Consider the following 21,186-nt stretch of genomic DNA (forward strand, 5'->3'; position numbering starts at 1 on the left):
ATGACCGGATAAAAATTTTTATGACCGTTCATATAAAAAGAGCGTGAGGCTAAATATAGCTTCACGCTCTTTCAAATAAAATTCAGAAAAATAAATCTTTTCCACCTGTTTTAGCGTATAATAGTAGTAAATGGGACAGGGGAGGAATTGTATGATAGAAAGGATATCCACTACGTTTATCCAATATATTAATAATATTTCAAAGTTTGTAGTGTCCATGTTTCTTTCAGATGGAAGGACAAAGGAAGTAACCACGGAAGAGAGTCGAAGGGCCGTCCGACATATGCGAAGGATGTACCAATATGATTGGTATGTAGAGCTGAAGAATCGATTCGAACAAAATTGGGATCATCATCCCGAGGTTTTACACTTTATGAGTCAGATAGATGTTAAATCGTTAAATAACGAGGAGAGCAAGGAGAACTTTTTAAAAAATTTTCATCAACTATTGGAGAACCTAAAATGGATATAAAAGTCTGATCCAGAAAGAAACGAGCTTATCGCTTTCTTCTCTGGATTTTTGTTTGCTTAAAATTCTAATTAATAATCGATAGTGAAATTAATAAATGATGAGAAATATGTCTCCTAGCCCGGACCCGTAATGGATTCAGAAGTGTCTCCTAATTATGTAAAAATCGCTCCTATATCGAAGAATATAGCTCTTAAACTAAGTTTTCGCCCCTAAAATGAAGAAAAGCGCCCGTACGGAAGCTGAAAGTGTCTCCTAAATATGTAAAAGTCGCTCCTAAATCGAAGAATATAGCCCCTAAATTAAGTTTTCGCCCCTAAAATGAAGTAAAGCACCCATAACGAAGTAGAAAGTGTCTACTAAATATGCAAAAGCCGCTCCAAAATCGAAAAATATAGCTCTTAAACTAAGTTTGCGCCCCTAAAATGAAGAAAAGCGCCCGTACGGAAGCTGAAAGTGTCTCCTAAATATGTAAAAGTCGCTCCTAAATCGAAGAATATAGCCCCTAAATTAAGTTTTCGCCCCTAAAATGGAGAAAATCGCCCATAAGGAAGTCAGAAGTGTCTCCTAAATATGTAAAAGTCGCTCCTAAATCGAAAAATATAGCTCCTAAACTAAGCTTTCGCCCCTAAAATGGAGAAAAGCGCCCGTAAGGAAGCCAGACTAAACGAATTTTTCGCTCCTAAAACAGGGAAAAGCGCCCATATCATAGCCAGAAGTGTCTCCTAACCATGCAAAAGTCGCTCCAAAATCGAAAAATATAGGTCCTAAACTAAGCTTGCGCCCGTTAAGTTTTAAAAATTGCCCACTTAAAAGTGTGAATATTCGATTATTTTTAAATGAAAATACAATTTTGTAGATGTTGAAAAGGGGTTGTTTTATTTAGAAAAAAATGGGTATTTTTATTTAATACAATGACTCTTTATGATATTTTTATAATGTGGAATTAATAGGAATTTGATGAATTTAATCTCAATCTATTATGATATAAAGTCCTTTGTTTCTCTAAAAACTTTAGTTGTTTCGAACGAAACCTTCTATTTTTTTATTTAGAGGGTTTGTTTTTTAAAGTTTTGGGGCAATACTCTAGAGAGTTTACGAAAAGAGGTACAAAGGAGGAACTTTATGTTCAAGGTTAGGACTATTTTATTCGTTGCGCTAATTACTTTAACTACAAACTCAGTAGCGCACGCATCGAATGTTTTATCCCCTACGGATCAAAGGGATGAAATGATTCTTCTTACCGACGCTTCAGACCAAAGGAATTTAGTAGACGAAGAAACTGACTTAGAAACTGAGATGGACGATTTTAATATACATTTTGATGACTTATATGCAATGAAATTGCTTATGAAAATTCGTTCTGAGCCAGTAATTTACACGGTTACCGAGGGGGACAATCTCTATAGGATTGCTCTAGCAAATGATTTGTCACTCAGCGAACTTATGAATATGAATAATATAACAGGAGATTTAATATTTCCAGGTGATGAATTAATAGTGAAGCAAGGAACTGGGAAATCGGAGGATTCACCGAAGAGACAGGTGATGGGGGTTACTGCTCCACCAAATGAGCCAGTAGCTCCAAGCGCAGCATCGACAAAGATTGAAGTATCTGCACCAGTTGTAGCAGAAGCACCAAAAACAGATGGTTCCATTGAGATGACGATGGAAGCAACAGCCTATACAGCCTATTGTACAGGATGCTCGGGTACAACTGCCTACGGTATTGATTTAAGAGCCAATCCCGAAGAAAAAGTAATTGCCGTTGATCCACGTATAATTCCACTTGGGACAAGAGTATGGGTAGAAGGTTATGGAGAGGCAATTGCAGGTGATACTGGTGGGGCTATTAAAGGTAATAAAATTGATGTATTTATGCCATCCTATGAAAATGCAATGCAATGGGGTAGAAAGCAAGTTAAATTAATCATTTTAGATTAAGTTAGAAGCCTATGTAAATATTACATAGGCTTTTTCTCTGGTCGAAGATAAAGCACTTGTGAAGATTTTCAAAATGAAGGATAATGAGAAAATTAATATTTACGTAAAGGGTGTTATAAAAAATGGACGATGTACAAGTTAAGCAAGTGTTGATTACGCATCACAATACTTTGGAAAATCGAGGACGCCTATTAGTAAAATGTGTAGATAAGCCGGGTATTGTATCAGTGCTATCTACTTTTTTATATGAGCATGAATGCAATATCATAGAGTCTAGCCAGTATTCAAGCAATCCTGAGAATGGGATGTTCTTTATACGAATTGCGTACCATGGGGACAACTTAGTGGCAAAGGCAGCTCAAATGGAAAAGGATTTTGAGGAAGTTGCACATACCCACGGAATGGAATATAAGTTTTCATATCCAGCACAGCGAATTCGTTCTGCAATCTTTGTCTCTCAAGAACCACATTGTTTAATTGAACTTCTATGGGAATGGCAAAATGGCGATATGGACACTGATATTGTTGTTGTCATAAGCAATCATGAAACGGCTCGCCCGATGGTAGAGTCTTTAGGAATTCCATTTCACTATATTCCCGCTAACAAAGAAATTCGTAAGCAGGTGGAAGAGGAGCAGATTCGCTTAATGGAGCAATATGAGGTGGATTTATTAATCTTGGCACGATATATGCAAATACTCACTCCTGATTTTGTAGCTCATTTTGAGAATCGCATTATCAATATCCACCATTCATTCCTGCCGGCATTTATAGGAGCTGGTCCCTATGAACGTGCATATGAACGAGGAGTAAAGCTGATTGGCGCTACCTCTCATTATGTAACAAACAATTTGGATGAAGGGCCAATCATCGAACAAGATGTGGAACGAGTAGACCATCGGGATGATGTGACTGACCTTAAGAAACTTGGACGACAAATCGAACGACGAGTGCTTGCAAGAGCTGTAAAATGGCATTTGGAAAACCGAATAATTGTAGAGGGCAATAAAACAATCGTATTTCATTAAATAGAACCCATAGTGGGAGCTTTAATTAGTAAATCGCTAGAGATTTCAAGCGAAGGAAACGTAACATATCATAGATAAGTTAGGATTAGAGAACGAATATAAATAAAAAACCTGTATCGATTTATCTCGATACAGGTTTCTTTTATATATTACCTTTAGCAAGCCAAGGTAAAAAGCCATCTAGGAATCGTTCAGTTGCGGGCATGAAATAAGAGCCAAAATGATAGTCTGGGTCAAGTGTAGTAATAATCCAAGTACCCTTTGTGCTGGCCTTATCAACGTAAAGAACAGCTCCTCCGTCCTCAGTAGTGATCAGCTTTTGAGCACCTTCCGCTGGCCAAAATACACCGTGCTGGTGCCAAGTTGCATCTCTCAAGGTTATATAGTTGAACAAATCATATTCTGGATCAGCTAACACTAAACCACTTTTTGCGTCCTTTTCTAGCCACCACCAAAAATTAGTCTCACGTTCTTCCCATTTTTGATTTGGGAGCCATTCCCAAGGCTGAGGCCCAAAGGCTACTACAATTCCTCCATTATTAGCAAAAGCATGAATTTTCGCCTTCGCATTCATCAATAAATGCTCATTTAATTGAGAGGGCACAAACAATACATCTACTCCCTCTAATGAAGCATCTTGGAATTCAGGGAAATAGATTAGTCGGTCAATGTATTGCTTATATTTTGGTTCATTAAAAGTTCGGTGATGAGGCGCATGTCCACTGTAAATCACGGCAATTTTTCTCATTTGGTGCTGCCTCCCTTTTGTAATTCCTGATATTCATCTTGAATCCATTGAAGCAGCTGAGTGCTAATGCGATCTGTCGATTTATTTTGCATGCGATGAGCGAAAAGATCTCGACCAGAATGGACTAAAATCGTGCCTTTCGTTGACTGTCTATCGATATATGTAATAGCCATTCCGTCTCGGAAAGTCAGAAGTACATCTGAACCAGCTGGAACAGGGGAGTGTGTCACCCTAGCAAAGAAGCCTGCCACACCTTTGTTATAGGTCATATCATCCGTGTCTACTCCTTCAAAAATGGGATGATCTATTTTCTTATATACCTTGTAATCTTCATGGGATTCAATAGTTCTAGGAGTAAAAATAGGAGAACCAGGAAGCCACTCTCTAAATAAATGTCCCCCGAAAATAACAATTTTACCTGCCTCTAAAAAGCCTTCAATAATTGCTCTATTTTTATATAAATACTCTTGGTCTGCAAAATCGTGAACTACTATACAGCAGTATGGCTCTAGATTATGTTGAGTTAATTGGTATTGATCGATAATTGTAAAATGTTTGTTCATGAAAGGATTGGTACGGTTGGACAATCCAAAGGCATGACCTGGATCCAAATATAGAATACTGTTTGAGTTAGCCAAAAAGAGCCCTCCATTTAATTTAATTGATAACTATTCTCATTTGTTTGCATCATAACACAAAAATTAAAAATATGAAAAGACAAAATCTTACTATATTGCATTCTGAATATTATTTTTTTAATAAGCTTTCTTGACCTTTTGGGATAATTATTATAAGTTAGTTAGTAGTTGAAAATGATTCTCAATAAGAAGCGGGGACAAATGTAATGAGGAAACGTACATATAGATATTTAATTGCATCGGCTTCCATAGCTTTATTGCTAGCAGGCTGCGGTAATAATGATAATGAAGTGGGCAGTAAGGATTTAGAGGCTAGCCAAGAAACGAAGCTAATTGTAGACGAATTAAATAGAGAGGTAGAGATACCAGGAACATTGGATAGTATTGTAATGGGTGGAATCCTACCATATTTCTCTACATGGTTTATCGCTACAAATTCTACTGAGGAGATTGCAGGGATACATCCAAATTCTTATAATGCAGCTTCCCACTCTATTTTAAAGGAAATTTCACCATCTATTCTAGATGCTAAAACGAACTTTATTGAAAATGGTGAAGTAAATGTAGAGGAGCTATTGTCTTTAGATCCAGATGTATATTTTGAGATTGCTAATCAAGAAAAAACGGTGAAAAAACTTGAAGATACGGGTATAACAACGGTCGCTTTAGACACTGCTACTGACTCACTTAACCCGCTAGATACATTGAATCGCTGGTTGACCTTAACTGGAGAGATTACTGGTGTAACAGATCGACCTGCAGAGATAATTGCAGAGGGTGAAGAAAATCAACAAATGATTTATGACACGTTGGACGAAGCAGGTATTGAAGAGAAAGATATGCCTCGAGTAATGGTATTGCAATACCATAATAATGGAGAGATTTCTGTAGCTGGAACAGGTATGCACGGTAACCGTTGGTTGAACTCTACTGGTGGAATTGATGTTGCAGCAGAAGAGGTCGATGGTATTAAAGCAGTAAATATGGAGCAAATTTATAAATGGAACCCTGATATCATTTATATCACTAATTTTACAGAAACTCAGCCTGAGGACTTGTATAACAACGTTTTCGAAAGCCAAGACTGGAGTGAAGTAAAGGCAGTTCAAGATAAAAAGGTTTATAAAATGCCGCTCGGTATTTATCGCTGGTATCCACCAAGTGGAGATGCACCATTGATGCTAAAATGGATGGCTCAAAAAAATCATCCAGATTTGTTTACGTATGACATGAACGAAGAAATAAAAGACTATTACAAACGTTACTATAGTTATGATTTAACTGATACACAAGTGGAAGAAATTCTAAATCCACCATCGGAAGCAGCAAAATACTAATACAAAGGTGTCTTAAAAATGAAGTCTAAATTAATCAAGATATTACTTTGGACATTGCCTGTCATAGTTGGTCTGATTTCGATTGGGGTAGGCCGGTATCAAATTGATTTCATTGTTCAAATCAAAATATTACTTTCACAAATAATTCCAATGGAGCAAACATGGTCTAATATGGAAGAAACAGTCGTCATGAATGTCCGTTTGCCGAGAATTTTATTAGCTATGCTGATCGGTGGAGGTTTATCTATCGCCGGTGCAGCGTTCCAGGGAATGTTCGCCAATCCTTTAGTTAGCCCTGATATTTTAGGTGTTTCCGCTGGTGCAGGATTTGGTGCATCAATTGGAATTTTGTTATTCGGTAATAGCTTTACGATGCAAATCATTGCATTAGTAATGGGGATGCTTGCAATTGGCTTCACATTTTTAATAGGTGGAGTAAAACGAGATATGCCTATATTTATGCTTGTCCTTGCAGGAGTAGTTACTAGTGCATTGTTTCAGGCCTTAATCTCTCTCGTGAAGTTCCTAGCTGATCCTGAAGAAAAGCTGCCAGCAATAACATATTGGTTGATGGGTAGTCTTGGTACTGCAAGCTATAGCGATTTAATGATTGGTGGACCAATTATTTTGGTTGGAATACTAATTTTGTATGTGCTGCGCTGGAGATTGAATATCCTTTCCCTTTCGGAGGAAGAGGCATTATCATTAGGTATTTCTGTAAACAAGCTGAAATGGCTAATTATTTTAGGGGCAACCCTGATCACTGCGGCAGCAGTTTCAATAGCTGGTATCATTGGCTGGGTAGGGCTGATTATCCCACATATAGCTCGAATGATTGTAGGGAGTAACAATCAATATGTCCTTCCTGCATCTATTTCCATAGGAGCAGTATACTTATTAGTCATTGATAATCTTGCTCGAAGTCTAACGGCAGCTGAAATCCCACTTTCTATTTTGACAGCTATTATCGGAGCTCCTTTTTTCGCATATTTACTTCGTAAAACAGGAGGTGGCTGGAAATGATATTACAGGTAAAGGACGGCAATTATTTTTACAAAAAAGCCAAAAATCCTGATGCTCAAAAACTACTTTATGCAAATGATATCAACTTTGAGCTTCATCCTGGTCAAATATTGTCCATACTTGGCCCAAATGGTGCAGGGAAGACAACTCTATTAAAATGCATGATGGGTTTACAGGATTGGAAAAGAGGGGCAACCTTACTCGATGGCGAGCCGCTTTCTAATATGAATTCTAAGGAAGTCTGGACAAAAATTGGTTACGTTCCTCAAGCTTCGAGTATGACGTTCAGCTATTCCATTTTAGATTTAGTGACGATGGGAAGAGCAGTTTACATTCGCTCATTCGCCCAGCCATCTAAAAAGGACTATGCTTTAGCGTTAGAAGCATTAGACTCTGTAGGCATTAAGCATTTAGCAGAGGAATCCTGTACATCTGTCAGTGGGGGAGAGTTGCAATTAGCATTAATCGCTCGAACATTAGTGGCAGAGCCAGAAATTTTAGTATTAGACGAACCTGAATCGCATCTAGATATGCAAAAGCAAAAGATTATACTACAAACAATTAAAAGGTTAGTGAAAGAAAAAGGGTTAGCCTGTGTCATCAATACACACTATGCCAACCATGCATTTTATTTAGGAGATAAAGTTTTAATGGTCTCCAAAGAAAAGCCAGTGATAACCGGAAGTGTTTCTGAGGTTATGACCGAAGAAAACATTTTGAATTATTTCCAAATTGAAGTAAAGCGTCTAAGACATGAATTGGACGGACAGGTTTATGAAACCGTGGTGCCTACATATTTCGGAAATGATACTTATTAGGGGCGAGTTGAAGAAATCAGAAAAGAGTAGACGTTTAAATGTCTATTCTTTTTTATATAATCTAAGATTTGTACTGTTTAGGATACACATATAAAATATAGTTGCATAAAATGAAGTAATCCATTAGTAATGAAATCTATTAGTAAAAAGCAGAGAAGTAAGGCATATTTGACCAGTATGAGTTGAATATGCATTGCTTTCTGTATATAATAACAATAAGCAAGTAAGTTAAAGGACTGGATACTGCAATATCCAGTCCAACAATATGCAGACCGCAGAAAGAGCGGTTGGTCCTAGGTCAGAAATAACCGTCAAACCTTTGCCAGGGGACGGTTATTTCTTTTTTATGAAGAAAATAATCAATGTCACTACGATAGAAAAAGCTGTTAGAAAGACAGCACTTAGCTGCATTAACAAATTCATCGTTTCGTAAATTGTCATTGGCATCACCCCTTTGAAAGAAGTGACCGCCGCCCAACCTGGTATGCAATTGCTTTTTCTATTATAACACATTTTAGAACAAATGTTCTTATTCGTAAAGTTTTTATTTAGAAAATATTTACTGAAACATCAAAAAACCGCCAAAATGGCGGTTTTTAAATTTCTATCTGCATTGGTTTTTTTGCGCGGATATCTCCTAGCAAAAATTTACCATATGGGATAACGTTTTGAATAATGACCGAAATAATAATTGGAATTAGAGTACATAATATAGTGTAACCGACGACTCCATATTCAACGTAATCGTTTAGAATCATGTCCGTAAAAATATGTAAGTACATAATTGCAATGGAATGATTTTCGATTTTTCTTAACCAATCTAACGAAATCATCTTCGTAACTCTTTGGAAAAGACCGACAATGACGATGATAAAGGAGATCGGAACGATTAAATCTAATAACATATGGTCATATCGTAAAAATTTCATACTTAGCTTATAATTGATTAATCCGTTTTGGTCAGCTAGAATCATACCAAACGCTACAAAGCTTGCACTGAAAAGCCAAGGCTTGGTTACATTCATCCAAAGAGATTTACCATAATAACCTAAGGAGAAATATACAACTGCCATTAATACTACATCTAAATTCCATACCATTGGAATAGATTGTGCTGACTCTACTGCAGATTCACTAATTACTTCTCTAGCAAAAATACTTTGCAAATGTGCAGCTAAATAGCAAATAGCGATTAGGCTTATTTGTTTTGTTTTGCTTAAATATTTAGTCATCCACATAAATAGTAAATACGTAAAGAATAAAGTGGTTACAAACCAGAAAACTCCGTATGCACCTCGTACAAATCTTCCTGCAATAATTAGCTTCCATAAATCTTGAAGATACCAAGATATATTATAATTACCTTGAGCTACCTCCATTCCGTAACGAATGCTGGTAATGGATAAAAGGAAAAATAGATACGGAACCATAAGCTGTAAGAATCTCTTTTTGACGGTTTTATTAGATGCTTCATCTTCTTTAATTTCCTTAAAAAATATACCGCTTAGTAAGAAAAAAGCTGGCATATGAAACCAATAGATATATTTGGATAATGGGAAGTTTAGTTCACCAGGATAATGACCTATAACTACTAAAATCATTAAAAAACCCTTTGTGACATCTACCCAAGTAACTCTTTTTTTATTCATGATGTTCCTCCAAGGCAGTCTTATATGTTTGTATAACCGTTTTTTAGTGAATATAAACTTATAGAGCACTATAAAAATATAAAAATTAATAGATTGGAGGTTTGTAATATGACTACTGTCGTTTGCTTTGGTGATAGTATCACCGCAAGAAAAGAAGGTTACCCTGCTCCAGCGCTAACGTTTAAGCTATCTCATAAATTGCCTGACTATGACTTTATTAATGCTGGAGTTTCGGGAAATACAACCGAACAGGCAATCGAGCGCTTTGCCGCAGATGTTATTGCGAAAAAGCCAGATTTTGTAACTGTTCTATTTGGAGCCAATGATTCTGCCTCACATCGATTAGTAGACATTGAGCAGTATAAGCGAAACTTATGTACATTTGCTAAAGTAATTGGTCCCCATAAAACTATTCTCATCACTCCAGCTCCTGTAGATGAATTCTTACAAGAAAATCGCACTAATGAGAGACTACAAAGGTATGCAACTGTAGTAAATGAGGTCGCCAAAGAAACTGGAAGTCACTATATCGATTTTTTTACCGCTATGTATTCCAGAGAAAACTACAAGGAGCTTTTAATTGGAGAAAAAGATGATGGCCTCCATTTTGGAGAGGCGGGATACGAAATATTGTCTGATTTAATCGCAAATAAGCTCGTAGAAATAAATCGAGATCCACCAAAAAAAGGGCTTTTTGAAAAGGTCATTAGCTTATTTTTTGAAAAAGAAAAATGATTTTCTCATCTGTATGTTATCGCTCGCTTTGGGAAACTCTATAAACGAGAATTCATATGAAGGAGTGATAGCAAATGCTTCAGCTTAACACAGAACTAGAAGGTAAGTTCGCAAATTTTGGAGATTTACAGGATCGTATCTCAAGTCTAGGCTATTCAATCGGAGGAAACTGGGATTACCATAAAGGTAGCTTTGACTCTATCCTCTGTCGCGAGGAAGGGGAAACAATCTACCTTCGAATTCCCTTTACAGTGACTCAAGGGATGCTTGATGATTCTGATGCACACATTAGATTCCAGTCCCCCTATTTGATTAAGCATGTCGTAAACGTCGGTTTAGATAAGGATGAAAATTCATTGCTTACCACTACTGGCTTCGATCAGTTTCAGTCGCCTGTTGATCAGGATGGCAATATCACTGACAAAAACCGTTGGGAGCATGCTGGAGAGCAGGAAGTTCAAAAAGTGCTTCGATTACTGCAATAAAATCTTACTTAGGACTGTCTCACAAGGGATGTGAGGCGGTCCTTTTGCGTTTTGGAGTGTTTGGAGAAAATTGCATGGGAGAGGGAGAGTAGATTGGGGATTGTAGTAAACTGGAAGGGGATTGTCGCAAACTACGAGGGGATTGAAGTAATTCAGGCATGAATTGTCGTAAAAAACGATTGGATTGTAGTAAATCAGAGGGAAAATGTAGAGCGGATATAGGTTTTTAGTAAACTACGGGTTGATTGTAGTAATCCAGACGTGGATTGTAGTAAACCAAGCGCGAATTGTCGTAAAAAACGATGGGATTGTAGTAAAACAGCGGGAAATAGTAGAACAGATTGAGGAATGTCTCAAACCGTTCGAAGTCCAGTGAGCGGACTGCTTATTGCAAAATAGATTATCGTTAATTTGTTTAAGAGATCTCTCCACAAAAATGCCCTATAGTTACATTATGAGCTGTAATTCTTTATAATAGAGTCAAATAGATTTGTACTTGAAAGGAAAGCGATCGACGATGTATGAACGATTGATTGATTCGGAGCAGGAGACGGAAGCATTAGCCCGACAGCTCGCTGAAAAACTAAATCCTGCAGATGTCCTGACATTAGAGGGAGACCTTGGAGCGGGAAAGACAACATTTACGAAAAGTGTGGCGAAGGGTCTTGGAATCACGAGAAATGTGAACAGTCCGACGTTTACGATATTGAAGCAATATGAGGGCAGACTGCCTTTAAATCATTTGGATGTGTACCGTTTAGCTAATAGTGATGAAGATTTAGGATGGGACGAGCTATTTTATGGTGAAGCGGTAAGTATTATCGAATGGGCTCATTTAATACAGGATGATTTACCATCAGAACGTTTAGCGATACAGATTCACCGACTAGAAGGAGACAAACGCAGATTTACGTTTGAACCCTTTGGGAAACGATATGAACAATTATGTGAGGAGCTTTTTGAATGATTTGGTTAGGAATAGATACATCTCATACACCGCTTGCAGTAGCAATCGTGAAAGATGGACAGGTGCTTGCGGAATATAAATCCTCAGTGAAGGTAACTCATTCTATTGGAACGATGCCCGCGATAGAGGAACTCATGAAAAAAGCTAACATCAAGCCGAGTGAGCTAAATGCGATTGCTGTTGCAAAAGGCCCGGGCTCTTATACGGGAGTGCGAATTGGTGTAACAATTGGCAAAACGCTTGCATGGACGCTGAACCTTCCGATTTACTCTGTTTCAAGCCTACAGGTGCTAGCTGGGAATGCGCCATATTTCCAAGGTGCAGTTTGTTCAATTATGGATGCGCGACGTGGAAATGTATTTGCAGGAATTTATGTAAACGGAGAAACAGTGAAGGAAGCTCATATGTCGATGGTAGACCTGTTAACTTTGTTAGATGAAATGGAGCAGCCTGTTTTATTTGTTGGAATGGATGTAAATCTTCATTGGGAACAAATAAATGAGGTGCTTGGTGATAAGGTAAAACAGGCGGGAGCGGCGTTCTCCTTACCAAGTGCAGCTGTTCTAATAGAAATTGCTCAAAGCATGGAGCCTACAAATGTACATACAGCGGTGCCAGAATATTTGCGAATAACTGAGGCAGAGGCAAACTGGATGAAAGAGCAGAAGAAAAATGGAAACTAAAACTATCACCTATCGCAAAATGACAATAGAAGATATTGACCAGGTTCTTTTAATAGAAGAAGAAGCATTCACTCTTCCTTGGACTAGAGAAGCATTCGAGCATGAAATGTCGACCAATCTATATTCCTACTATTTAGTAGCAGAAACAGAGGAAAAGGATATTGTTGGCTACTGTGGAATGTGGATTGTTATGGATGAAAGTCATATCACGAACGTGGCTGTTGCTGAGCGGATGCGAGGACATAAAATTGGGGAAGGCTTAATGCGCGAGGCTATTCGTGTCGTGAAGGAGCAAAAAGTAGTCCTCATGACATTAGAGGTGCGCGTATCCAATATAGTCGCAAAAAATTTATATTATAAGCTAGGCTTCCAAGACGGAGGCATTCGAAAAAACTATTATACAGATACACAAGAGGATGCTCTTGTAATGTGGGTGGAATTCAAATGACAAAAGATCAATATATATTAGGAATAGAAACGAGCTGTGATGAAACCGCAGCTTCCATCGTCAAAAATGGAACAGTGATTATAACCAATGTAGTAGCATCTCAAATAGAAAGTCATAAACGATTTGGTGGAGTAGTGCCTGAGGTTGCTTCTCGACATCATGTGGAGCAGATTACGCTTGTTATCGAAGAAGCATTGAAGCAAGCGAACATGACACCGCAGGAACTAGATGCAGTAGCGGTGACTGAAGGACCTGGACTGGTTGGGGCACTTTTAATAGGAATAAACGCAGCAAAAGCATTCGCGTTTGCAAATGACCTTCCTTTAGTAGGCGTCCACCATATCGCAGGACATATTTACGCAAATGCATTAGTCCAACCGATGGAATTCCCGTTACTTGCTCTAGTAGTTTCGGGAGGGCATACCGAGTTAGTATTGATGAAGAAAGACGGTCAGTTTGAGCTAATCGGAGAAACACGCGATGATGCAGCTGGTGAGGCCTATGATAAAGTTGCAAGAGTTTTGAATCTTCCTTATCCGGGTGGTCCACATATTGATCGTCTGGCGAATGAGAGCGATGAAGCAGTTCCATTTCCAAGAGCTTGGCTAGAGGAAGGCTCTTATGATTTTAGCTTTAGTGGCTTAAAATCGGCAGTCATCAACTATCAGCATAATGCGGAGCAACGTGGGGAAGAGATCAATCCAAACCACCTAGCAGCTGGCTTCCAGCAAAGTGTAATAGAAGTACTGACTACTAAAACCGTACGAGCAGCTAGAGAGTTCAATGTAAAGCAGGTAATTGCTGCTGGTGGAGTAGCCGCAAATAAAGGACTTCGTAAATCTTTAGAAGAAGCCTTTGAAAAAGAAAACATTCCATTCTATGTACCACCTATAAATTTATGTACAGATAATGCTGCAATGATCGCAGCTGCTGGGAGCTCTAAGTACTCAGCAGGGCAAACGGGAGATTTGTCGATGAATGGAAGACCAGGGTTAGAACTAAATAGTTGGAACTAAATGAAATCCTCTTTTCTTCGACAAGAAAAGAGGATTTTTTACCACGTATTATTTCTGTTGTCAATAGAGAACATTCGTACTTATGCACAATCTGTGAATAACTTGTTAGTAAGTTGTGTTTTTTCAATATATTGTGGTTATTTATGCTTACACCTTGTGGAAAAGTTTGTTTTAAAACTGTGGATAATGTGGATAAACCTGTTGATAGATTGATATAACAGTATTTTTGATGTTAATAAATATGTGGAAAAAGAATTTGTTGAAAAAGGTACTTGACCTATATATATGCCAGTGTTCGACAAAATACAACAAGGCTATTATATATTCTTTCAGAAGGAGCGCAGAACCATCTCCAAAAATCGGACGGTTTGAGAAAATAATTGGACAGTTCACCCCAAAAATTGGTCGTTTTCTCTCTAAAATCGGACCGTTCGACAATATTATTTTTCCCCATATAAAAAAAGGTAAACCGAGTCAATCGGTTTACCCTGTAATCTCTTCTAATTGTTCCTGTAGCTCCAGCCATTCGTTGGAGATTGTGTCTTGCTTTACCTTTAGTATATCCAATTCGCCTTGTAGCTTTTGGACTGCCTCATGATCCTGGAATATCTCTGGATCACATAGCTTCTCTTCTATAGAAGCAATTTCTGAATCTATGGAAGGAATCTGTCCTTCTAGTTCCTCAATTTGACGACGTAGCTGGCGTTCCTTTTTCTTCGCCTCTTTATCAATTGTAGACGTATTGACCTTTTGAACTACAGTGTTTTGAACCACTGCATTTTCCATGGCGATTTCCTCGAGCTCTTCCTTTTTCTCTAAATAATAATCATAGTCTCCCAAGAAAAGGGTGGCATCATCAGAGGAAAGTTCAATTACCTTCGTTGCAATTCGATTAATAAAGTAACGGTCATGTGATACGAAAATAATCGTTCCAGGAAAATCAAGCAATGCATTCTCCAAGACTTCCTTGCTGTCTAAGTCTAAATGGTTAGTAGGCTCATCTAGTACAAGTGTATTCGACTTCAATAGCATGAGTTTTGCAAGTGCAAGTCTAGCCTTTTCTCCACCGGATAGATTAGACACAGTTTTTTGCACATCGTCTCCAGAGAAGAGGAAGCGACCTAGCACATTGCGTATATCTTTCTCATTCATCAGAGGCCATTCATCCCATAGCTCTTTAAGGACGGTTTTATTGCCAGTAAGAGCTGCCTGCTCCTGGTCATAGTATCCAAATTGCACATTTGTGCCGTATTGAATATTACCACCAGCTGAAGGGAGCTGCTTCATAATAGTTTTTAGCAAGGTGGACTTACCGACACCATTTGGTCCAACCAAAGCGATGCGGTCCTGCTTATAAACGGAAAATGAGATGTTAGAGGAAACGGTTTTATTTGGATAACCTACAGCAATATCCTCTAAACGCAGAACATCATTACCGCTAGGACGGTCAATGGTAAAGCCGAAGTTAGCGGATTTCTCATCGCCATCTGGGGCATCCATCCAGTCAGTCTTCTCGATAACCTTTCTTCGAGATTGTGCCATCTTCGTTGTAGATGCACGCGCCAGGTTACGGCTAACAAAGTCCTCTAGCTTTGCTTTTTCCTCCTGCTGCTTCTCATATTTCTTTTTATCGAGCTCATAATTTTTCGCTTTCTGTGTTAAATACGCGCTATAGTTACCTACGTATCTCGTAACGTTATGACGTGAAACCTCATACACTAAATTTACTACCTGGTCTAGGAAATATCGATCATGGGATACAATCAAAATGGCACCACTATAGTTTTTCAAATAGTTTTCAAGGAAGCTGAGTGTTTGAATATCTAAATGGTTTGTAGGCTCATCGAGTATAAGTAAATCGGGCTTGCTCAACAGCATTTTAGCTAATGCTAATCTCGTTTTTTGTCCCCCGGATAACGCTTGTACTGGCTTATCATAATCCTCCGGGAAAAATTGCATACCATGTAAGATGGAGCGGATATCCGATTCAAAGCGGTATCCACCAGCCTCATTAAAGGCAAGCTGAAGCTCGTCATAGGTAGCTGCAACTCTAGCATAGGCTTCTGAATCTTCATAGATAGAAGGGTCAGCCATTTGTGCTTCTAGTGAGCGCAGTTCTCTTTCAGAATCAATCAAATGACTAAAAATGGATTTCATTTCCTCCCAAATCGTCAGCTTCGATTCAAGACCCGCATGCTGCTCTAAATAGCCAAGTCTAATATTTTTAGGCATAATAATGTCACCGGAATCGTATGACATTTCTCCAGCAATTATTTTAAGTAAAGTAGATTTTCCCGCACCATTACGCCCAACCAGTGCAACTCGGTCGCGGTCTTGAATTTCTAACTTTACGTTTGTTAATATATCTTCACCGTTAAAGGATTTAGTTACTTGGTTTACTTGTAAAACAATCACGTTAATTTGCACCTCAATTCTATCCTAAGTGTAATAGATAGGACTTGTCGTTGCAACGTTCTCCCTTTACAATAAAAGAAAGGTTACGTGTAAAAATGAATTTGCCTTATACAATAGGAGGACACTTATGAAACGTGATGTACCTCGCATCCCTCAAGCGACAATGAAACGACTTCCTTTATATTATAGATTTTTACAAAGCTTTCATAATGCAGATCATAAACGAGTTTCATCCCAACAGCTAAGTGAAGCGATGAAGATAGATTCAGCAACCATCCGAAGAGATTTTTCTCATTTCGGTGCGCTAGGAAAGAAAGGGTACGGCTATGATGTACCCCATCTACTTGAGTTTTTCAGAAAAACACTAGACCAAGATGAGGCGGCACGGGTCGCACTAATAGGTGTTGGTAGCTTAGGAACAGCTTTTGTAAAATATAACTTTCAAAAAAACCATAACACTAGAATTGTAGTGGCATTCGATACGAAGGCACCACTCGAAGGAACGATAATTAGTGACATTCCTGTATTTCATTCTAGTGTGATGTTGGAAAAGCTAAAGGAATACGGAATTGAATTAGTGATTTTTACACTTCCGAGTCGTGCGGCTCAGGAAGTAGCTGATCTTTTAGTGGGCTCTAATGTAAAAGGAATTTTAAACTTCACCCCAGTCCCAATAAGTACTCCAGATGAGATTCGCGTACATACGATTGACCTTTCAGTTGAACTTCAAACACTCATCTACATGATTCGAAACGAGATCTAAGAAAAGCGCAAGCGCCTATGTCTGCCCCGACAAGCAAATGGAGAAAAGCGAGGAGGCAGTTCCTCAGCCACCGGAGCTTTTGTCCATTTGACCTCGAGGGGCAAGGCGGGCGCTGATACCAATCTTATAAGAAAAAAAGCCTTCGACTATTATCTAGTCGAAGGCTTTCCTATTTATATTCGCTTTTTAGTAGGGAATAGATAGCAAGATCGATATAGCGTCCCTTTTCAAACTCATGCTGTCTTAGGACTCCATCTTTGTGAAAGCCTAGCTTACTCAAAAGGTGAAGGGAGGCATCATTCTCTGAAGTGACCTCAGCTTCAATTTTGTTCATGTTCATATCATGAAAGGCAAAATGAATGATGGGCTTAAGCGCCTCCGTCATAATTCCCTTTCCCCAAGCATTAGGTGAAAGATCATAGCCAATTTCTATACGCTTATGCTCAGCCTCATAGTTTAAATAACCACAAGTACCGATTACTTTTAAGGTTATTTTATCTTCTATTACCCAGCGCATACCAGTTTGTTCGAGAAAAATTTTCTCGTACCAACTAATTTCGCCCTGAGCATCTTCAACAGAAGTAAAGGGACCAATGGCCATATGCTGTACTACGTTTTCATTAGAATATAACTCTAAAATATCCTTTGCATCCCGTTCGATTGCTTTTCGGAGGATGAGTCTTTCTGTTTCTATTGTAGGAAAACTTACAAATGAAAAAGTCATTATGATTACCCCTTATTGCTGCAACTCAGCAAGTCTTTTTAAAAAGTTGACGATTTCTTCATTATACAGCTGAACAATTACTACGAATCCATTAAGTAGCATATGGGCAATAATAGAGGTGATTATTCGCTTTGTTTTATAGTAAATGAAAGCGAATATAAACCCAGACACAGCATATATTAGTATGTGTGTGAACTCAAAGTGAATGACGGCAAAGGACAGTGAGCTAACGAGCGCTGCTACAAAGAAGTTCGTTTTAGGCAGTAAAGTTCCGAAAATGATGCGACGGAATATAAGCTCCTCTAAAATAGGTGCGAAGAGCACAATGGAGAAAAAGACAAAAGGTACTGAATTGCCAAGATCCATAAACTGCGACGTATTTTCAGAACCAGCTTCTATACCAAAAAATCTAATTTCAATATTAGCAGCTAATGTTTGGCCGTACAAAACCATGAGAAAGCCAAGAATTCCCCAGCCAATTGCTCCGGGAAGACCAGATGCCTTCCCTTTTAAAGGTCGTATAAAATTCTTGTCTTGGCGAATCATAAGCAAGGTGATAGCTGTAGCAATTCCCATTCCAAGGAAAACCCACCATCCAGAAGCTAGGTACCTGGCGTTTTCTAAGCCGAAATAGTTAAAGATTATTAGTAGAAGAGGAGCAAATAATGCACCGGAGAGCTGCATCACACAGTAGGTGATTAATATGTATAAACCTGTCTTTTGTTGTTTCATCTAAATATCCTTTCTATTTATAGCAGTTGCTTTTATAAGTTTACTAATCAGGATAGTAAATAGATAATCTTGCTTTTGTCAGATGTACTAGCCTTAGCCTTATTGTAAAGGAAAACAAAAATAAAATCGCTCCTTAGCCATTTTATAATCATTTTTAATAGTCAACTTTAGTATCTTCGTTTTCAAAAACTAGAAGCCTCATAGGTTTTAAACCAACTGAGGATTAGAGCGTTAAAAATTATTAAAAAAAATGATGTTCTCACTTGCAAATTCTTCTAAGTTTAATTATTATTATAAGTGTGTTAGCACTCAAAGTGTGAGAGTGCTAATAAAAATAAATTCAACTATTTTAGGGAGGTAGTTTCACTTGTTAAGACCATTAGGTGATCGTATTGTAATCGAATTAATCGAAGCTGAGGAAAAAACAGCATCTGGCATCGTACTTCCAGACTCTGCTAAAGAGAAACCACAAGAGGGTAAAGTCGTTGCAGTAGGTACTGGACGAGTACTAGAAAACGGAAACCGCGTTGAATTAGACGTAGCAGAAGGGGACCGTATTATCTTCTCTAAATATGCTGGAACTGAAGTAAAATATGAAGGCCACGACTATTTAATCTTACGCGAAAGCGATATTCTTGCTGTAATTGGCTAATAAAAGAACTTAAAAAGAAAAATTAGGAGGGCATATTAACATGGCAAAAGAAATTAAATTTAGTGAAGACGCTCGTAGTGCAATGCTACGTGGGGTAGATAAATTAGCAGACGCTGTAAAAGTAACTTTAGGGCCAAAGGGTCGTAACGTAGTTCTAGAGAAAAAATTTGGTTCACCACTTATCACTAACGATGGTGTAACAATCGCAAAAGATATCGAGCTAGAGGATGCATTCGAAAACATGGGTGCGAAATTAGTGGCAGAGGTTGCTTCTAAAACTAATGACATCGCTGGTGACGGTACAACAACTGCAACTGTTCTTGCACAATCTATGATTCGTGAAGGACTTAAAAACGTAACTGCTGGAGCTAACCCAGTTGGTATTCGTAAAGGTATCGACTTTGCTGTAGCTTCTGCTGTGACAGAGCTAAAAGCAATCTCTAAACAAATCGAAGGTAAAGAATCTATCGCTCAAGTAGCTGCTATTTCATCTGGTGATGAAGAAGTTGGTGAGCTAATCGCTGAAGCTATGGAGCGCGTTGGTAACGATGGAGTTATTACAATCGAAGAATCTAAAGGATTCACAACAGAGCTTGATGTGGTAGAAGGTATGCAATTCGACCGCGGTTATGCTTCTCCATACATGGTAACTGATTCAGATAAAATGGAAGCTAACCTAGACAATCCATATATCTTAATCACAGACAAAAAAATCTCTAGCATTCAAGAAATCTTACCAGTGCTTGAGCAAGTAGTTCAACAAGGCAAACCACTTTTACTTATCGCTGAAGATGTAGAAGGGGAAGCATTAGCTACTCTAGTAGTAAACAAATTACGCGGAACATTTAATGCAGTAGCTGTTAAAGCTCCTGGATTCGGTGACCGTCGTAAAGCAATGCTTGAAGATATAGCTATCCTAACTGGTGCAGAAGTAATCACAGAAGATTTAGGACTAGACCTAAAATCTGCGAACATCACTCAATTAGGACGCGCTTCTAAAGTAGTAGTAACAAAAGACAACACAACAATCGTAGAAGGTAACGGAGATACAAAAAACATCGCTAGCCGTGTTGCTCAAATCCGTGGCCAATTAGAAGATACAACTTCTGAATTCGATAAAGAAAAACTTCAAGAGCGTCTTGCTAAGCTTGCTGGTGGAGTAGCTGTAGTGAAAGTAGGAGCAGCAACAGAAACTGAACTAAAAGAACGCAAGCTTCGCATTGAAGATGCACTTAACGCAACTCGCGCAGCTGTAGAAGAAGGTATCGTATCTGGTGGTGGTACTGCACTAGTAAACGTATACAACAAAGTAGCTGAGCTTGCAGAAACAAAAGAAGGCGACGTAGCAACTGGTATTCGTATCGTACTTCGTGCATTAGAAGAGCCAGTTCGTCAAATCGCTAACAACGCTGGCTTAGAAGGATCTATCGTAGTAGATCGTCTAAAACGCGAAGACATCGGCATGGGCTTCAACGCAGCAACTGGCGAATGGGTGAACATGATCGACGCAGGTATCGTAGATCCAACTAAAGTAACTCGTTCAGCACTTCAAAATGCTGCATCTGTAGCTTCTCTATTCTTAACTACAGAAGCAGTAGTAGCAGACATCCCAGAACCAGCAGGCGCTGGCGGCATGGGTATGCCTGACATGGGCGGAATGGGCGGCATGATGTAAAAAGAACCAGAAAGCCTTTGTAAATGAGAGCTTTCCAGTTTGTTTTATACTACTTGACCACTTTTTGACCACTTCGGTGTGTAAAAAAATGCATATGACTAATTTTAGAGAAGGTCTTTCATCAGTTTGCTAAACTGTTGGGAGGCCTTTTCTTCCATGTTTTTTGTCATATGTGCTTAAATGTTAATGGTGATATTTAAATCGTTATAACCTAATTGTTATTACATTTACCTAAAT

At 38.5% G+C, this 21,186-nt stretch carries 22 protein-coding genes; 16 read left to right on the forward strand and 6 right to left on the reverse strand.

From position 1 onward, the window contains the following. Nucleotides 1-151 precede the first annotated feature (151 nt). The 3 genes from ACQKNZ_RS18600 (at nt 152) to purU (ending at nt 3,441) form a co-directional block, all read left to right on the forward strand. Nucleotides 152-472, forward strand: a complete 321-nt coding sequence (locus ACQKNZ_RS18600) for a hypothetical protein (protein ID WP_340863808.1) — start codon at nt 152-154, stop codon at nt 470-472. 1,122 nt (nt 473-1,594) lie between these two features. Beyond that, nucleotides 1,595-2,413, forward strand: coding sequence for a 3D domain-containing protein (locus ACQKNZ_RS18605; protein ID WP_186318285.1), 819 nt, complete (start codon nt 1,595-1,597; stop codon nt 2,411-2,413). 122 nt (nt 2,414-2,535) lie between these two features. After that, complete coding sequence (gene purU, locus ACQKNZ_RS18610) at nt 2,536-3,441, forward strand: formyltetrahydrofolate deformylase (RefSeq protein ID WP_154312244.1); 906 nt, start codon at nt 2,536-2,538, stop codon at nt 3,439-3,441. A 142-nt stretch (nt 3,442-3,583) separates the two neighbouring features. Here purU and ACQKNZ_RS18615 read toward each other — a convergent pair whose 3' ends face one another. Together ACQKNZ_RS18615 and ACQKNZ_RS18620 are read right to left on the reverse strand one after the other, a co-directional pair. Further along, on the reverse strand, nt 3,584-4,189 hold the full coding sequence (locus ACQKNZ_RS18615; RefSeq protein WP_427661157.1) for a hypothetical protein: 606 nt from the start codon (nt 4,187-4,189) through the stop codon (nt 3,584-3,586). Continuing rightward, on the reverse strand, nt 4,186-4,827 hold the full coding sequence (locus ACQKNZ_RS18620) for a phosphate starvation-inducible protein PhoH (RefSeq protein WP_427661159.1): 642 nt from the start codon (nt 4,825-4,827) through the stop codon (nt 4,186-4,188). The genes ACQKNZ_RS18615 and ACQKNZ_RS18620 overlap by 4 nt, the downstream gene beginning before the upstream one ends. A gap of 206 nt (nt 4,828-5,033) precedes the next feature. Between ACQKNZ_RS18620 and ACQKNZ_RS18625 the strand changes: the two genes are divergently transcribed. From ACQKNZ_RS18625 to ACQKNZ_RS18635, 3 genes are read left to right on the forward strand one after another with little or no spacing between them, the layout of a single operon-like run. Continuing rightward, nucleotides 5,034-6,164, forward strand: coding sequence for an ABC transporter substrate-binding protein (locus ACQKNZ_RS18625; RefSeq protein ID WP_144540606.1), 1,131 nt, complete (start codon nt 5,034-5,036; stop codon nt 6,162-6,164). Between the two features lie 18 nt (nt 6,165-6,182). Continuing rightward, the gene (locus ACQKNZ_RS18630) at nt 6,183-7,187 is read left to right on the forward strand and encodes a FecCD family ABC transporter permease (protein WP_154312247.1); all 1,005 of its coding nucleotides are present in this window, start codon (nt 6,183-6,185) and stop codon (nt 7,185-7,187) included. Next, complete coding sequence (locus ACQKNZ_RS18635) at nt 7,184-8,005, forward strand: ABC transporter ATP-binding protein (RefSeq protein WP_427661162.1); 822 nt, start codon at nt 7,184-7,186, stop codon at nt 8,003-8,005. The genes ACQKNZ_RS18630 and ACQKNZ_RS18635 overlap by 4 nt, the downstream gene beginning before the upstream one ends. Before the next feature lie 596 nt (nt 8,006-8,601). On the opposite strand, the gene ACQKNZ_RS18640 is transcribed toward ACQKNZ_RS18635, so the two are convergent. Further along, on the reverse strand, nt 8,602-9,654 hold the full coding sequence (locus ACQKNZ_RS18640) for an acyltransferase family protein (RefSeq protein ID WP_427661164.1): 1,053 nt from the start codon (nt 9,652-9,654) through the stop codon (nt 8,602-8,604). Nucleotides 9,655-9,762: 108 nt separating this feature from the next. Here ACQKNZ_RS18640 and ACQKNZ_RS18645 point away from each other — a divergent pair, with 108 nt between their 5' ends. The 7 genes from ACQKNZ_RS18645 (at nt 9,763) to tsaD (ending at nt 13,988) form a co-directional block, all read left to right on the forward strand. Beyond that, nucleotides 9,763-10,389: a GDSL-type esterase/lipase family protein gene (locus ACQKNZ_RS18645; protein WP_427661166.1), complete on the forward strand. Its 627-nt coding sequence runs from the start codon at nt 9,763-9,765 to the stop codon at nt 10,387-10,389. Nucleotides 10,390-10,463: 74 nt separating this feature from the next. Continuing rightward, the gene (locus ACQKNZ_RS18650) at nt 10,464-10,874 is read left to right on the forward strand and encodes a YugN family protein (RefSeq protein WP_144540620.1); all 411 of its coding nucleotides are present in this window, start codon (nt 10,464-10,466) and stop codon (nt 10,872-10,874) included. A 241-nt stretch (nt 10,875-11,115) separates the two neighbouring features. Beyond that, complete coding sequence (locus tag ACQKNZ_RS18655) at nt 11,116-11,250, forward strand: hypothetical protein (protein ID WP_427661168.1); 135 nt, start codon at nt 11,116-11,118, stop codon at nt 11,248-11,250. A gap of 141 nt (nt 11,251-11,391) precedes the next feature. Next, nucleotides 11,392-11,841 carry a tRNA (adenosine(37)-N6)-threonylcarbamoyltransferase complex ATPase subunit type 1 TsaE gene (gene tsaE, locus ACQKNZ_RS18660; protein WP_144540623.1) on the forward strand — a complete coding sequence of 150 codons (450 nt, stop codon included), beginning with the start codon at nt 11,392-11,394 and terminating at the stop codon, nt 11,839-11,841. Then, entirely contained in the window at nt 11,838-12,524 is a 687-nt protein-coding gene (gene tsaB / locus ACQKNZ_RS18665) for a tRNA (adenosine(37)-N6)-threonylcarbamoyltransferase complex dimerization subunit type 1 TsaB (RefSeq protein WP_340863801.1), read from the forward strand. Before tsaE ends, tsaB begins: the two co-directional genes overlap by 4 nt. Continuing rightward, nucleotides 12,514-12,972 (forward strand): ribosomal protein S18-alanine N-acetyltransferase, encoded by a 459-nt coding sequence (gene rimI / locus ACQKNZ_RS18670; RefSeq protein WP_340863800.1) that lies wholly within the window; start codon nt 12,514-12,516, stop codon nt 12,970-12,972. The genes tsaB and rimI overlap by 11 nt, the downstream gene beginning before the upstream one ends. Beyond that, entirely contained in the window at nt 12,969-13,988 is a 1,020-nt protein-coding gene (gene tsaD, locus ACQKNZ_RS18675) for a tRNA (adenosine(37)-N6)-threonylcarbamoyltransferase complex transferase subunit TsaD (RefSeq protein WP_427661171.1), read from the forward strand. Before rimI ends, tsaD begins: the two co-directional genes overlap by 4 nt. Before the next feature lie 483 nt (nt 13,989-14,471). Here tsaD and ACQKNZ_RS18680 read toward each other — a convergent pair whose 3' ends face one another. Then, entirely contained in the window at nt 14,472-16,403 is a 1,932-nt protein-coding gene (locus ACQKNZ_RS18680; RefSeq protein ID WP_427661173.1) for an ABC-F family ATP-binding cassette domain-containing protein, read from the reverse strand. 127 nt (nt 16,404-16,530) lie between these two features. On the opposite strand from ACQKNZ_RS18680, the gene ACQKNZ_RS18685 reads away from it, so the two are divergent. Then, nucleotides 16,531-17,166: a redox-sensing transcriptional repressor Rex gene (locus tag ACQKNZ_RS18685; protein ID WP_144540638.1), complete on the forward strand. Its 636-nt coding sequence runs from the start codon at nt 16,531-16,533 to the stop codon at nt 17,164-17,166. 169 nt (nt 17,167-17,335) lie between these two features. On the opposite strand, the gene ACQKNZ_RS18690 is transcribed toward ACQKNZ_RS18685, so the two are convergent. Both ACQKNZ_RS18690 and ACQKNZ_RS18695 read right to left on the reverse strand, forming a co-directional pair. Beyond that, the gene (locus ACQKNZ_RS18690) at nt 17,336-17,890 is read right to left on the reverse strand and encodes a GNAT family N-acetyltransferase (RefSeq protein ID WP_427661176.1); all 555 of its coding nucleotides are present in this window, start codon (nt 17,888-17,890) and stop codon (nt 17,336-17,338) included. A 12-nt stretch (nt 17,891-17,902) separates the two neighbouring features. Continuing rightward, on the reverse strand, nt 17,903-18,622 hold the full coding sequence (locus ACQKNZ_RS18695) for a CPBP family intramembrane glutamic endopeptidase (RefSeq protein WP_151112601.1): 720 nt from the start codon (nt 18,620-18,622) through the stop codon (nt 17,903-17,905). Between the two features lie 367 nt (nt 18,623-18,989). Here ACQKNZ_RS18695 and groES point away from each other — a divergent pair, with 367 nt between their 5' ends. Both groES and groL read left to right on the forward strand, forming a co-directional pair. Next, nucleotides 18,990-19,274 carry a co-chaperone GroES gene (gene groES, locus ACQKNZ_RS18700; RefSeq protein ID WP_144540647.1) on the forward strand — a complete coding sequence of 95 codons (285 nt, stop codon included), beginning with the start codon at nt 18,990-18,992 and terminating at the stop codon, nt 19,272-19,274. Nucleotides 19,275-19,314: 40 nt separating this feature from the next. Then, nucleotides 19,315-20,949, forward strand: coding sequence for a chaperonin GroEL (gene groL, locus ACQKNZ_RS18705; protein WP_144540650.1), 1,635 nt, complete (start codon nt 19,315-19,317; stop codon nt 20,947-20,949). The last annotated feature ends 237 nt before the right edge of the window (nt 20,950-21,186 follow it).

This window comes from Psychrobacillus sp. NPDC093200 (assembly GCF_050280345.1).
GTDB classification, from domain to species: Bacteria; Bacillota; Bacilli; order Bacillales_A; family Planococcaceae; genus Psychrobacillus; species Psychrobacillus faecigallinarum.